We start from the raw sequence: 13708 nt of genomic DNA, 5'->3' as shown, positions 1-13708 counted from the left end.
GGAAGTATAACAGGCGGCCTCCCCGGAGCTCCGGGGGACGCACTCATTGAAGCCGTTGAACGCTGCCATGTTCCACGTGGAACACGGGGTGCTCGATGCCGGTGAGGCCGGGAACGTCTGCTTCGGTCCCGGTGACAAATATCTGGGCGCCATAGGCCAGCACACGGCCCAGCACCCGCTCCCGGTGGGCTCGGTCGAGTTCCGAGCCAAGATCATCCAGAAGAAAAACGGGCCAGCTTCCGCGCTTCGCGGCCTGATGCTCCGCCTGGCTGAGCAACGCAGCGAGCGCAATCAGTTTGGCCTGGCCGCGGGATAGCGCCTCGCGCCCCGGCAGGGAGGCAAGGCAGATGCGCCAGTCGGCACGATGGGGGCCCACGGAGGTGTGACCTGTCAGCAGGTCGCGGTCCCGGGATAGCAGGAGTGCATCGGCCAGGGACACCTCCTCGCGCCGCCACCCAGGGACATGTTCCAGGCAGGTCCGCCCCAGCGAAGGAGCACATACGGAAACCAGCTCGGAAAAAAGGGCGGCGATCTCATGGATATAGGACGCCCTGTAGCTGTCGAGGGCTTCGCCCGCCAGGACCAGCTCAGCATCCCATGGCTCGAAGTGCCTCATTGGGGCCCTCGCCTTCAGGAGCGCGTTTCGCTGTTTGAGGGCCCGCGCGTAGCGGCGCCACAGCGGAAGAAACCCTGGTTCCACGTGGAACAAACCCCAGTCCACGAACCGGCGGCGGACTTCAGCCGGCCCAGTGACCAGGGCGTGGCTGCCAGGCTCGAACGACACCACCGATAGAGCGGCGCACAGCTCACCCAGATTGGAAACATCCTGGCCGTCAAGCCGGCCTTCCCAGCGGCTCCCGCTGTGACGCAGCCCCGCTCGATGGGACACCTCCCGATCCGTGGCGGGGTCCCCGACCCGCCACTCCACGAAGACTTCAAGTTGATCGGTCCCACCGCGGACCAGTCCATCGCGCACCCGCCCACGAAAACTGCGCCCGTAGGACATCAGGTGCATGGCCTCCAGGAGCGTTGTCTTTCCCGCGCCATTGCCGCCCGTGATCAGATTGAAGCCGGGCTCTGGAGCCAATCGCGTTTGCTCAAAGCCGCGAAAGTTCCGGATATCAAGCCTGGTCAGGTACATCCGCGTGTCTCAGGTTCGAAATCCAGAAACGATCACGCCCGGAACAGGCCGGGCGCGATCTGGGGGCGTGTTCCACGTGGAACGTTACAGCCGCAGCGGCATGACCACGTGGCGGCATTTGTCGTTGGTGGCTTCACGCACGAGCGCGGAAGAATTGGCATCCCTCAGCGCCAGGACCACCTGCTCTTCCCGCAGGGCGGTCAGCGCATCCAGCAGGTAGTTGACGTTGAAGCCCACCGCAAGGTCGTCGACCCTGGTGTCGGCTTCAACCTCCTCCTGCGCCTCTTCCTGCTCCGGGTTGTGGGCACTGATCTTAAGCTGGCCAGGTGAGACCTCGATGCGGACACCGCGGTACTTCTCGTTGGACAGGATGGCGGCACGCTGCAGGGACGCCCGCAGCACCTCGCGATCGATCCTTACCTCCTTGTCGGCCCCAATCGGGATAACGGCTTCGTAATCCGGGAAGCGGCCGTCAATGAGCTTGCTGGTAAAGGTGACGTCGTCGCGCTTGACCCTGATGTGGCCGCGTCCCATTTCCAGCTCCAGCTCCCGATCGCCGCCTTCCAGCAGACGCTGCAGCTCGGTCACACCCTTGCGCGGAACGATGATCTGCCGCTTGGTCTGGGTGCTTCCCTCGTAAGCCGCTTCGCACAGGGCCAAGCGGTGGCCGTCGGTCGCGACGCAGCGCAGGGTGTCTTCGCGCAGGTCGAACAACAGCCCGTTGAGGTAATACCGGACATCCTGCTGGGCCATGGCGAACGCGGTACGTTCGATCAGCTCCTTCAGTGTGGCTTCCGATACCCGGACCCGCTCCGTCGCTTCCACCTCATCCACCGAGGGGAAATCGTTCGCGGGCAGACTGGCGAGGGTGAACCGCGAGCGTCCGGCCGACACCGTGATCTTCTCGCCGGATTGGCTGACGCTGATCCGGCTGCCATCGGGCAAGGCGCGGATGATGTCGAACAGCTTCCGCGCCGGGATCGTGGTCTCACCGTCCTCGGCATCCTCGACCAGCACCCGGGAGACCATCTCGACCTCGAGGTCGGTTCCGGTCAGCGACAGCTGGCCGTCCTTGACCTGGGCCAGCAGATTGGCCAGCACCGGGAGGGTCTGGCGCCGTTCGACCACGTTGACGACCTGGGCCAACGGCTTGAGGAACACTTCTCGTTGCAGGCTGAAACGCATTCGGTCCTTCCCCTATGCCCAATACAAAAGAGTGGAATAAATCAAAAGCATGGTGGTGGTGGTGCTGGCGAAACCGCGGGAAAACTCACGTAACCCACTGAAATACAAGAATATAAGGTGCAGGCAAAACTCTGTACAACCCAGGTCCCGGCAGCGGGACAACCTGTGGACAACTTTTCTGGCTACCGCCGCGGACCCACTTGTCCACAACTTGTCCCGCATCCGCCCACACGTTTCATTCGCTGAGTTTCCTGATCAACTTGTCCCAGTCTTCGTGCAGCTTTCCGTCGGTTTCCATCAACGTCCGGATCTGCCGGCATGCGTGTAGCACCGTGGTGTGGTCACGGCCGGCAAATGCATCGCCGATCTCGGGCAGGCTGTGCTCGGTCAACTCCTTGGTCAGCGCCATCGCCATCTGCCGCGGTCGGGCGAGTGAGCGGGTGCGGCGTTTGGACAGCAAGTCCTTGATCTGCAGGCCGTAGTAGTCTGCCACGGTCTTCTGGATGTTGGGGATGCCGACGGAGTGCTGCTGTGCGCGCAACAGGTCGCGCAGCGTTTCCTGGGCAAACTCGGGCGTAATGGTGCGCCCGGTGAAGTTGGCCCGTGCCGTGAGGGTGTTCAGTGCCCCCTCCAGGTCACGCACGTTCGAACGCATCTTCTTGGCCAGCAGGAATGCGACTTCCTCCGGGATGGCCGCGCCGCGTTCGGCGGCCTTGGACAGGACGATCTGGGCGCGCGTCTCGAAATCCGGTGGCTCGATCGCAACGCTCAGCCCCCAGGCCAGGCGCGACTTGAGTCGGGGTTCCAGCCCCTCGACTTCGCGCGGATAGCGATCGCAGGTCAGGATGATCTGCTGCTTGCCATCGAACAGCGCATTGAAGGTGTGGAAGAACTCCTCCTGCGTGCGGTCCTTGCCGGCGAAGAACTGGATGTCGTCGATCAGCAGTGCGTCGACCTGCTGGAACTGGCGCTTGAACCCGTCCATCGCCTTTTCCTGCAGCGCCTTCATCATCGCGCTGAAGAACTGTTCGCTGCGCAGGTACATCACCCGGGTGCCGGGATTGGCCTGGCGCATGGCGTTGCCGGCGGCGAACATCAGGTGGGTCTTGCCCAGCCCGGTGCCGCCGTAGAGCAGCAGCGGGTTGTGGGCCCGCTCGCCCGGTTTGAGCGCGGCCTGCCATGCGGCGGCGCGGCCCAGCTGGTTGCTGCGGCCCTCGACGAAGTTGTCGAAGGTGTAGTGGCTGTCCAGATGCCCGTTGAATGCTTCGACGGCAGCTGCCGGAACCGGACGCCCGGCCGCGACCGGCGTCGCCGCCGGGGTGGTGGGCGCGCGCGGCATCGAACCGACTTCGAGGCTGACCTCGTCGCTGCCGGCGAAATGGGCGAGCAGTTCCCGGATCCGGTCGAGGTACCGCTCGCGGACGTGTTCCACCACGAATGCGTTGGGCGCGTACAGCACCATTCCGCGGTCGTGGCGGCTGGCTTGGAGTGGTTTGAGCCAGGTGTGGACGTCCTCGGCCGGGAACTCGGCTTCGAGGCGTTCTAGGCAGCGGGGCCAGGCGTCCATAGGGTTCGTGTGCTTGAAATCGTGCTTGTGCATGCGCCGCCCGTGCGCCACGCAGGCGACGCGAGCCACGGATGATCAGGGGGTCGACCAGACTAGCATGCGCGGGCGGTCCATCCGTGGCGGGCGAGGAGCCACGCGGACTACGCCACATAAGGCGGCGCATCCGCGGCAGTTGACCTGTCGCCGGGCATGTCGTTAGACTTGCCGGTCTTTTCCGCCGTAACCGCAGAGCCGCCCCGCATGGCCACCAAGCGCACCTACCAGCCCAGCAACCTCAAGCGCAAGCGCGACCACGGCTTCCGTGCCCGCATGGCGACCGCCGACGGCCGCAAGATCCTGGCGCGTCGCCGCGCCAAGGGCCGCAAGCGTCTCTGCGCGTAAGCGCCGGACCTGCGGCGGCGGTCCACTGACACCGCCGTCTTTCCCACGATGACGACCCACCGGTTCCCGCGCACCGCGCGGGTACGCGCGCGTCCGGACTTCGACCGCATATTCAAGCAGGGCCGTCGGGTCGCGTTGCCCGTGCTGGCCCTTCATTGGACGCCGCCCGCTGCGGTGGATGATTCCGGAGAGCCAACCACGCCCATGCCTGTTCCGGATTCCGCCGGTGGGGTACGCCTGGGCCTGGCCGTGTCGCGAAAGGTGGACCGCCGTGCCGTCGGCCGCAACCGGGTAAAGCGCGTCCTGCGCGAAGCCTTCCGCCAGCGGCGCGGGTTCCTGCGCGATGGCGACTATGTCGTGGTTGCGCGTCCCGGTGCGAGTGCACAGGACGCCGACCAGTTGCGCCAGGCATTCTTCAACCTGCTGAAGCGCGCAGGTGCACTGTCTCCCGCGGCAGCCGCGTTGCCCGGACCGGCAGTGGCCGGCACAATGCCCGCGCCGAGTCGAACCGACGACTCCCCTCCCAATGATCCCGCGCCGGGTCCCGGCGCCGGTCGAGCCTGCCGGACACCATGAACCAGACCCGCTTATTCCTTCTTTTCGCCTGGGTGATGGTGGCGACCCTCCTCTGGATGGAATGGAACAAGGAGTCCGTGGCCCCGCCGCCGGCGCCCGCCACGACGAGTAGCGAAGGCAGCATCCCGGACCTGGACCCGTCGCTGGACGGACAGGTTCCCGCGGCACCTGTCATGACCGCTCCCCCTGCCGGGGTGCCAGCCAGTGGTTCGTCACAGACGACAACCGCGGCGCCCCAGGCGGTGGCGGTCGTCACCGACGTGCTGCGCGTCGTGCTGGACGGAGGCGAGGTTCGTCGCGCCGATCTCCTGCGCTATCCGAGCACGGCCGACGAGGACAGCCCGCCGGTCAGGCTGTTCACGCAGGACCCCGCCAACTACTTCGTCGCCCAGAGCGGATGGGTCAGTAACAGCGGGCGCGCGCCGACCCACCAGAACGGCTTCACCCTCGATCGCGAAGCGATCCCGGCGGGCGCGGACCTCAAGCTGGATCCTGGCGAAGAACAGGTGGTGGTCCCGTTCCGCTGGACCGGCAGCGAAGGCGTCACCATCCGCCGGACGTTCACCTTCAACCGCGGCGAGTACGTGGTGCAGGTGCGCGATGAGGTGATCAACCGCAGCAACGAGCCCTGGCAGGGTTTTGTCTATCGCCAGCTCAGCCGCGTGCCGCGGGCGCTGGAGAAGTCCGGGCCGATGAGCGTCGAGCAGTACAGTTTCCAGGGCGCGGCGTGGTACAGCCCCGGGGAGAAGTACGAGCGCCGCCCGTATGACGAATTCGTCGAGGACGGCCCGCTCAACCGGCAGGTCACCGGCGGCTGGATCGCGTTCCTCCAGCATCACTTCTTCGGTGCCTGGATTCCGCAGCCCGGCGACACCACCACGTTCTCCCTGGCCACCCCGAGCGACAACGGTCGCAGCCACTACCTGATCCGTTCGCTGGGCCCGGGCCTGCAGGCGCCTTCGGGAGGTTCGGCCGCCACCGAGGCACGGTTGTGGGTGGGCCCGAAACTGGTCAGCCAGATCCAGGCCCAACAGGTGCCGGGGCTGGAGCGAGCGGTCGATTTCAGCCGCTTCAGCATCATGGCTACCCTGGCCGGCTGGCTCTTCTGGGTGCTCGAGAACCTGCACGACCTGCTCGGCAACTGGGGCTGGGCGATCGTCGGACTGGTGCTGGTGATCAAGCTGCTGATGTACCCGCTGTCGGCGGCGCAGTACAAGTCGATGGCGAAGATGCGCAAGTTCCAGCCGCGGATGGCGCAGTTGAAGGAGCGCTATGGCGACGATCGCCAGAAGCTCCAGCAGGCGATGATGGAGCTGTACAAGAAGGAGAAGATCAATCCCGTCGGTGGCTGCCTGCCGCTGTTGGTACAGATGCCGGTGTTCCTGGCCCTGTACTGGATGCTGTCGGAGTCGGTCGAGCTGCGCCATGCGCCGTGGATCCTCTGGATCCAGGACCTGACCGCGCGTGATCCCTACTTTGTGCTGCCGATCATCAACATGGCACTGTTGTGGGCGACGCAGAAGCTCAACCCGATGGCCGGCATCGACCCGATGCAGCAGAAGATGATGCAGCTGATGCCGCTGGTCATGGGCGTGATGTTCGCCTTCTTCCCGGCGGGCCTGGTGCTGTACTGGGTGACCAATGCCGGCCTTGGACTGCTCCAGCAATGGTGGATGATCAGGAAGTACAGCGAGGCGCCGGTCAAGGCCTGACCGTCCCACCCGGTTTCGCCGCAAAGCCCGCCCTCGTGGCGGGCTTTGCATTGGTGCCCCATCTGCGACGATAACGACATGCAGCCATCCCACCGCGACACCATCGCAGCGATCGCCACGGCACCGGGTGCCGGCGGCATCGGCATCGTGCGCCTGTCGGGCCCCGGATCCCGGGACATCGGCGAACGGATCTGCGGGCGCCCGTTGGCGGCGCGGCGTGCGCACCACGTGCGGTTCCACGATGCGGACGACGAAGTGCTCGACGACGGTATCGCGCTTTTCTTCCCGGGGCCGGCCAGCTACACCGGTGAAGACGTGGTCGAGCTGCAGGGCCACGGTGGCGTGGCGGTCCTGCGGGCGCTGCTGGGCCGGTGCCTTGAGTTGGGGGCAAGGCACGCACGCCCGGGCGAGTTCAGTGAACGCGCTTTCCTGGAAGGCAGGCTGGACCTCGCCCAGGCCGAGGCGGTCGCCGATCTGATCGCCGCGGGCGACATCCGCGCCGCCCGCGCCGCCCGACGGACCCTGGAAGGCGATTTCTCGCGCCGGATCGATGCCATCGCCGAAGGCCTGCTGGCGGTCCGGGTCCATGTCGAAGCGGCGATCGACTTCGCCGACGAGTCGCTGGAGACGCTGGGCGGTGACGGGCTCAGACGGCGGCTGGTCCACCTGCGGATCGACCTCGACCAGCTCATGCTCGAAGCTGAGCGGGGGCGGCGCCTGCGCGACGGACTGCACGCGGTCATCGTCGGGCCACCCAACGCTGGAAAAAGTTCGCTGCTCAACGCGCTCGCCGGCGTCGACCGTGCCATCGTCACTGACGTTGCCGGCACCACCCGCGACCTGTTGCAGGAAGTCGTGCGGGTTGATGGCGTGGAACTGACGCTGGTGGATACCGCTGGCTTGCGCGACGGTGGCGACAGCATCGAACGGGAAGGCATGCGCCGCGCCCGGTCCGAGCTGGATAGGGCCGACCTGGCGATCATCGTGCTCGATGCCCGTGATGTCACCGGCGGTACCAGCGTGATCGCCGATTCGATCGCAGGCGTCCCGGCGCGGCTGTGGCTGCACAACAAGATCGACCTCACCGATGGCGAGGCGGCCGCTGTTGCCGATGGCGGAACCGATCGCCACCTCGCGGTGTCGGCCCTGACCGGCCAGGGGCTGGAGGAAGTGCGCAAGGCACTGGCGGCACTCGCAGGGGGCGCGCCTTCAAGCACCGAAGGCAGCTTCACCGCGCGCACCCGCCACGTGGATGCACTGCGCCGCAGCGCCGTCGAGCTGGCGCAGGCGGCACGACACTTGGAGCTTGAATCGCTTGACCTCGCGGCGGAGGCGTTACGGGCGGCCCATGACACGCTGGGAGAGATCACCGGCGTGGTTCGCGCCGATGATCTCCTGGGCAGCATCTTTTCGAGCTTCTGCATCGGCAAATAGAGTGTGATGACAGTCACATTTGGCGTCGGTGGTGGTGCGTGGTGTGGCAGGCTCCGGCGGCCGCGCTTGACAAGAGCACCGCGCTCTCGCGAACTTGTGCATGTGTGCCCAGCAGGTCGCACTTCAGGGGAGCTCTACATGAACACCAAGATCAAAGACCGGCATCCGCGCCGGCTTGCCGCCGTTTCACGCCTGTCGCTTGCACTCGCTGCCGGTCTGGCGCTTTCCGCCTGTGGCGGCGACGATGCCGCATCGGACCAGGCGGCACTGGGCACCGCGCCGGCCACCGCACCGGCCGCGTCCGAACCCGCACCCACGCCCGAGACGGCCGTCGCCGACAGCGTCAACGCGCTCGGCGAGGACGAGCTGCGCCAGGCGGCTCGCGCGGCCTATGCCGAGAATCGACTTTACGCTCCGGCTGGCGATAACGCCGTCGAGTACTACCTCGCCCTGCGTGACAAGTCGGAGGGGGATGCTTCGGTATCCAGCGCCCTGACCGACCTGCTGCCGATGACCGTCATCGCCACCGAGCAGAGCATCGCGCGCGACGACTTCAGCGAAGCACGACGACTGGCCGCGCTGCTTGAGAAGGCAGAGCCCTCGCATCCGGCGCTCTCGCGTTTGAAGAGCAACATCGATGCCCGCCAGCAGGCGGCGGAAGAGCGTGCGGAACGCGAGGTCGTCACCGCCGAACAGCAGGCGGCACAGCAGGCGGAACTGGAGCGCCAGCGCCTGGCCGACCAGCGCCGCCAGCAGGAAGAAGCCGCGCAGCAACTGGCGGAGCAGCAAGCCGCCGAGGAAGAGGCGGCCAGGGTCGCCGCCGCCAATGCGGCCGCGGCCGCAGAACGGGAAGCGGCGGAGCGTCGGGCAGCACAGCAGCAGGCTGCGCGTACCACGGCGGCGGCACAACCTACTGCCGCCGATCTGCGGCCGCTGTCCACTCCTGCGCCCACGTTCCCGCGGGACGCTTTGCGAGCGGGTACTTCGGGCGAGGTGCAGGTTGAATTTACCGTCGGAACGAATGGCGCAGTGACTTCGGCACGCGTCGTTCGCTCGGATCCACCGCGCATCTTTGATCGCGCTGCCTTGGATGCGGTCCAACGGTGGCGCTTCCAGCCCATCTCGGCGGCAGTTACGACACGGCGGACGATCGGGTTCGATCCGACCCGATAGACTGGTCGCGCAGAAGGAGCCCGGCAACGCCGGGCTCTTTTCTTTTGCCTTCAGCCCGAGATCGCGAGCTTTTCCTGCCCGTATCGCCGGACGGCTGCGTACCAGAGCAGTGCCGCCAGACCCAGCCCCGACGCCAGGTAGACCGCCCAGACGTCCGGGGCGATCGGTTCGGCCCGGATCACCTTCAGAATCATCTGGTTCTGGGCCAGGAACGGCACCGCGAACTGCCACATCTCCGACTTCAGCGGGTTCACCGCCAGCAGCATGATCGGCAACATCGGAAGCAGCATCAGCCAGGTCATGTGGCTCTGTGCTTCCTTCATGCTACGCGATGCAGCCGAGAGGAACGTCAGCAGCGTGGTACCGATGAACAGCATCGGCAGCAGGATGAGCAGCAGCTTTCCGATCGCCACGAAGCGCACGTCGAGCATCTCCGCCATGCCGGTGGACAACTGTGCACTGAGCTTGAACGCCAGGAGGGTCAGCAGCAGCGAAGTGATGCCGACCAGCCCGGCCGCGGCGATCTTGCCGCTGACAATCGCCCCACGGGTTGCCGGCGTAGCCAGCAGCGGCTCCAGCGATTGCCGCTCACGCTCGCCCGCGGTGACGTCCATGATCAGGTAGGCGCCGCCCAGGAACGACATCAGGATCAGCAGGTAGGGCAGCAGCAGGGCGAGCAGTGCGCCACGCTTGGCCTCCGGCGTGGCCAGGTCGCGGCTGCCGAGCGAAACCGGCCGGGTGATGGTGGCATCGATGCCTCGGGCGTACAGCCGCAGCGCGCCCACCTGGTCGGCGTAACCCTGCAGCGCCACCTTCACCCGTTGCACCGGGATCTCCGCGTTGCGCTGGGTGCTGTCGTGGATCAGTTCGACCGGTGCGGGACGCCCCGCAGCCCATTCCTCGCCGAACGAGTCGGAGATCGACAGTGCGACGTCGACTTCCTGCGACTGGATGGCAGACTCGATGTTCTCCGGAGGCGGGGTCGCCTTGATCCCGTGGCTGGCGAGGAAGGCCACCAGGTTGGGCGCATTCTCGGCGCCCAGGACGGGGACCTCCAGCTCCTTGTCCAGCTGCGTCCGGGCCCGGTTCTCGGCCATCGCGCCGATGCCGAGCATGATCGCCGGGTACAGCAGCGGGCCCATCAGCAGGGTCAGGGCCAGCGTCCGGCGATCACGGGCGAAGTCGCGCAGTTCCTTGCGGGCCACCGACCACAGGGTGGCGAAGGTGCCGGGTGCCCGGCGACGGTTCGTTGGCTTGCTCATGCGTGCAGTCCCTCGTCGGTGCCGATCGCACGCACGAATGCGTCCTCCAGGTTCTGTTGTCCGAACCGCGCACGCAGCTCGTCGGCGGTGCCGGCCGCGACCACCTGGCCCTTGGCGATGATGACGATGCGGTCACACAGTGCGGCGACCTCCTGCATGATGTGGCTGGAGAAGATCACGCAGCGCCCCTCCGCGCGCAGTTGCTGGAGGAAGCCGCGCATGGCGCGGGTGGTCATCACGTCCAGCCCGTTGGTCGGCTCGTCCAGGATCACGTTGCGCGGATCGTGCACCAGCGCGCGCGCGATGGCGGTCTTGGTGCGCTGGCCCTGCGAGAAGCCTTCGGTCTGCCGGTCCAGGATGTCATGCATGTCGAGTGCGGCCGACAGCGCATCGGTGCGGCTGGCGATCTCGGCGGGCGACATCCCGTGCAGCTCGCCGAAGTAGGCGATGTTCTCTCGTGCGGTCAGCCGCTTGTAGACCCCGCGGGCGTCCGGCAGGACCCCCAGCACACGGCGCACGGTGGTGGGATCGCGCTCGGCATCGACGCCATCGACCTCCACGCGCCCGCTGTCGGGCTTCATCAGGGTGTAGAGCATGCGCAGCGTGGTGGTCTTGCCGGCGCCGTTGGGGCCGAGCAGGCCGGTGATCTCGCCGTCGCGGGCGCGGAAATCGACCCCGTCGACGGCTTTTACCGTGCCGGTCTTGGTCTTGAACGACTTGTGCAGCTCGTGGGCGCTGATCATCGCGGGCTCCGGATGGATCGATCCGATCCGTCGTGCTGTCGGTGGAAAGAGAGATGAACGGTGATCACGGCGACCACCCGTTGAAATGCAGGAACGGCGGCACGTAGCTCAGCGTGTCCAGGCAGGTGGTATCCAGTGCATCCACGTCGGGTTCTTCGAAGTACTGCCCGATGAGCTTGGGCGTGCAGCCCACCCAGGAGACGTTGTGGCCCTGCCCGCGCAGCACCAGGTGGCGCCCGTTGGGGAGATTGGCCACCACCTGTTCGCCATAGCGCGGCGGGGTGACCGGATCGAGCTCGCCGGAGAGCAGCAGGACCGGAATTTCCGATTCGAAAGGTGCATGAAAGCCTTCCGGTGCGGTGCCGTGCGGCCACGACCTGCAGGGGGCGAAGAAGGACTCGGCGACGCCGGAGCCGATGATCGTGTCGGCCGCCATGTCGTCCGGGCGGTAGCGGCCGGCATCCTCCGCGCACAGCACCGACCACTGCATGCCGCGGGTCATCTGGTCTTCCATCTGGTCGCTGCCCATCTGCAACAGCGACATCAGCGGGGCGTAGCGTCCGTGTGCCGCCTCGTCGATCACCAACGGCAGCAATGACGCCGTCTGCGGCGCATAGGAAAACATGAAGGTCAGGCCGCCGACGGCATCGGCGGTGACGGTGTCGCGCTTGAGTTCGCCGGTGCTGGGGTCACGGAAGTCGACTTCGACCGGTTCTGCCTCCAGCCGCTCCATCACGGTGCGCAGCTGCGCGCGCATGTCCCGTGGATAGCGCTGCGCGCAAGCGGGCACTTCGCGGCATTTCTCCGATTGCAGTGCCAGCGCATCCTCGAGCGTCCGGGCGAACTCGCCGCCGACCACCAGGTCGTTGGGCGCCACGCCGTCGAGCACCAGTGCACGCGTGTGCTCCGGATAGGTGCTGGCGTACTGCTGTGCCACGCGGGTGCCATAGGAGACGCCGATCAGGTTGACCTGTGCGGCGCCGATGGCCTGGCGAACCAGGTCAAGGTCCTGCACGGCGTCGGTGGTGGTGTACAGCCGCGGGTCGGCGCGTTCGCCCATGCCCGCCGCACACTCGGCCGCGAACTCCGCCATCGTCGCGGCATCGGGCGATTCGATGGCCTGCATCGACATCGGCTGTCCGCCCGCGTCGAGGCAGTCCAGCGGATTGGACGCGCCCGTGCCGCGTTGGTCCACCAGGATGATGTCGCGCTGCTTGCCCGCCTCGACCAGCGTCGCCTTGGCGGTGGCCGCGTGTTCGGTAGCGGCCTGGCCGGGGCCACCGGCAAGGAAGATGACCGGGTCGTCGGTGCCGCCGCCCTTGCCGCTGTTGGCGGGCAACCAGGCGATGTTGAGGCTGATACGGCGTCCATCGGGACGGGCGTGGTCCTCGGGTACCTCCAGGGTGCCGCACTGGGCTTCCGTCGGCGGCTGGCCGCCACTGCCCGGGAGCGAACAGGGCTCCATCGGGATGCTGCCGAAATGGTGGCTGCCGACGCGCGTCGGCCCCTCCGCCGTGCCGTTGCATCCGGCCAACAGCAGGGCCGCCACGACGGCGGTGGTGAGTACGCAGGTTCGCATGGTGCCCCTTTTCTCGCGACGGCGATTGCCCGTCAGGATGACAGACGGGAACCGGGCGTGGAACGTGACAAAGGTGATGCGTCGGCGCTACTTGGAGGAGACGTACTTCTCGCGCCGTACCCGGCGCATCTCCAGCCCCGACTCCTTGAGCGCCTCGAAACAGGCATCGACCATGTTCGGATTGCCGCACAGATAAGCGATGTCGCCTGCGGGATCCGGCGCGAACTCCTGCAGGAACTGCTGGACGTAGCCGTGGCGCACATCCGCATGCGCCTGTGCCGAGCCGGGCTCGGGCAGCTCGCGGGAGAAGCAGGGCATGAACCGGAAGTTCCGCGGGAAGCGTTCCGCGAAGGCCCGGAACTCGTCGCCGTACAGCAGCTCATCCGGGTTGCGTGCGCCCTGCAGGAGCACGACCTCCACGCCCCGCTCGACGATCGCCTGCTCCAGCAGCGGCAGCATCGAACGGTACGGGGTGACGCCGGTGCCGGTAGCGATCAGCAGGTAGCGCCGGTTGTCGTCGGCGGGCATCAGGCAAAAGCGGCCGAACGGACCGCTCGCATCTACCGTCTCGCCAATCTCCAGGCCCTCGAACAGCGCAGTCGCCGCGCCGCCCGGCACGTAGCTCACCGCGATCTCGACCGCCTCGCCCGGCTCCATGGCGTGGTCGTGGATGGTGGCCAGCGAATAGCTGCGCTTGGTCGGGGTGCCGTCGGCGTAGGTGAAGTGCACCTGGATGAACTGGCCGGGGATGAAATCCAGCGGCTGGCCATCGTCGCGGACGAACACGTAGTGCCCGACGGCGGGCGCGAGCATGCGACGGGACACGAGCTTGAGCGGGAAGTGCTGGATCGCCACGGAACAGGGGCCTTGCAAAGTGGGCGACCGTGCCGGCGGAGCGGGCGAAAGGCCCGCTGGCGTACCGCGCTGGAACACAGCGTGGCGACACGCGACCCGG

Annotated in this window: 12 protein-coding genes; 5 read left to right on the top strand and 7 right to left on the bottom strand. The window is 66.9% G+C overall.

Going from position 1 to position 13708, the window contains the following annotated elements; all coding sequences use genetic code 11:
• Positions 1-43: 43 nt before the first annotated feature.
• From recF to dnaA, 3 genes are all read right to left on the bottom strand, one after another.
• Positions 44-1141 (bottom strand): DNA replication/repair protein RecF, encoded by a 1098-nt coding sequence (gene recF / locus B5D37_RS07045; protein ID WP_078758021.1) that lies wholly within the window; start codon positions 1139-1141, stop codon positions 44-46.
• 84 nt (positions 1142-1225) lie between these two features.
• The gene (gene dnaN / locus B5D37_RS07040; protein ID WP_078758020.1) at positions 1226-2326 is read right to left on the bottom strand and encodes a DNA polymerase III subunit beta; all 1101 of its coding nucleotides are present in this window, start codon (positions 2324-2326) and stop codon (positions 1226-1228) included.
• Between the two features lie 235 nt (positions 2327-2561).
• The gene (gene dnaA, locus B5D37_RS07035; RefSeq protein ID WP_078758019.1) at positions 2562-3893 is read right to left on the bottom strand and encodes a chromosomal replication initiator protein DnaA; all 1332 of its coding nucleotides are present in this window, start codon (positions 3891-3893) and stop codon (positions 2562-2564) included.
• Positions 3894-4133: 240 nt separating this feature from the next.
• On the opposite strand from dnaA, the gene rpmH reads away from it, so the two are divergent.
• From rpmH to B5D37_RS07010, 5 genes are all read left to right on the top strand, one after another.
• Positions 4134-4274 (top strand): 50S ribosomal protein L34, encoded by a 141-nt coding sequence (gene rpmH, locus B5D37_RS07030; RefSeq protein ID WP_031374044.1) that lies wholly within the window; start codon positions 4134-4136, stop codon positions 4272-4274.
• A 48-nt stretch (positions 4275-4322) separates the two neighbouring features.
• Entirely contained in the window at positions 4323-4850 is a 528-nt protein-coding gene (gene rnpA, locus B5D37_RS07025; protein WP_078758018.1) for a ribonuclease P protein component, read from the top strand.
• The gene (yidC, locus tag B5D37_RS07020; protein ID WP_078758017.1) at positions 4847-6562 is read left to right on the top strand and encodes a membrane protein insertase YidC; all 1716 of its coding nucleotides are present in this window, start codon (positions 4847-4849) and stop codon (positions 6560-6562) included. The genes rnpA and yidC overlap by 4 nt, the downstream gene beginning before the upstream one ends.
• 78 nt (positions 6563-6640) lie before the next feature.
• Positions 6641-7996, top strand: coding sequence for a tRNA uridine-5-carboxymethylaminomethyl(34) synthesis GTPase MnmE (gene mnmE, locus B5D37_RS07015; protein ID WP_078758016.1), 1356 nt, complete (start codon positions 6641-6643; stop codon positions 7994-7996).
• 138 nt (positions 7997-8134) lie between these two features.
• Entirely contained in the window at positions 8135-9169 is a 1035-nt protein-coding gene (locus B5D37_RS07010) for an energy transducer TonB (protein WP_078758015.1), read from the top strand.
• Positions 9170-9219: 50 nt separating this feature from the next.
• Here the strand turns inward: B5D37_RS07010 and B5D37_RS07005 are convergent, their stop codons facing one another.
• The 4 genes from B5D37_RS07005 to B5D37_RS06990 form a co-directional block, all read right to left on the bottom strand.
• Positions 9220-10431, bottom strand: a complete 1212-nt coding sequence (locus B5D37_RS07005) for an ABC transporter permease (RefSeq protein WP_078758014.1) — start codon at positions 10429-10431, stop codon at positions 9220-9222.
• On the bottom strand, positions 10428-11174 hold the full coding sequence (locus B5D37_RS07000) for an ABC transporter ATP-binding protein (protein WP_078758013.1): 747 nt from the start codon (positions 11172-11174) through the stop codon (positions 10428-10430). The genes B5D37_RS07005 and B5D37_RS07000 overlap by 4 nt, the downstream gene beginning before the upstream one ends.
• A 64-nt stretch (positions 11175-11238) precedes the next feature.
• Entirely contained in the window at positions 11239-12753 is a 1515-nt protein-coding gene (locus tag B5D37_RS06995) for an alpha/beta hydrolase (RefSeq protein ID WP_078758012.1), read from the bottom strand.
• Between the two features lie 87 nt (positions 12754-12840).
• On the bottom strand, positions 12841-13608 hold the full coding sequence (locus tag B5D37_RS06990) for a ferredoxin--NADP reductase (protein ID WP_078758011.1): 768 nt from the start codon (positions 13606-13608) through the stop codon (positions 12841-12843).
• Between the last annotated feature and the right edge of the window lie 100 nt (positions 13609-13708).

Source organism: Lysobacter spongiicola DSM 21749 (genome assembly GCF_900167055.1).
Classification (GTDB): domain Bacteria; phylum Pseudomonadota; class Gammaproteobacteria; order Xanthomonadales; family Xanthomonadaceae; genus Novilysobacter; species Novilysobacter spongiicola.
This window is presented reverse-complemented; position numbering and strand designations above follow the sequence as displayed.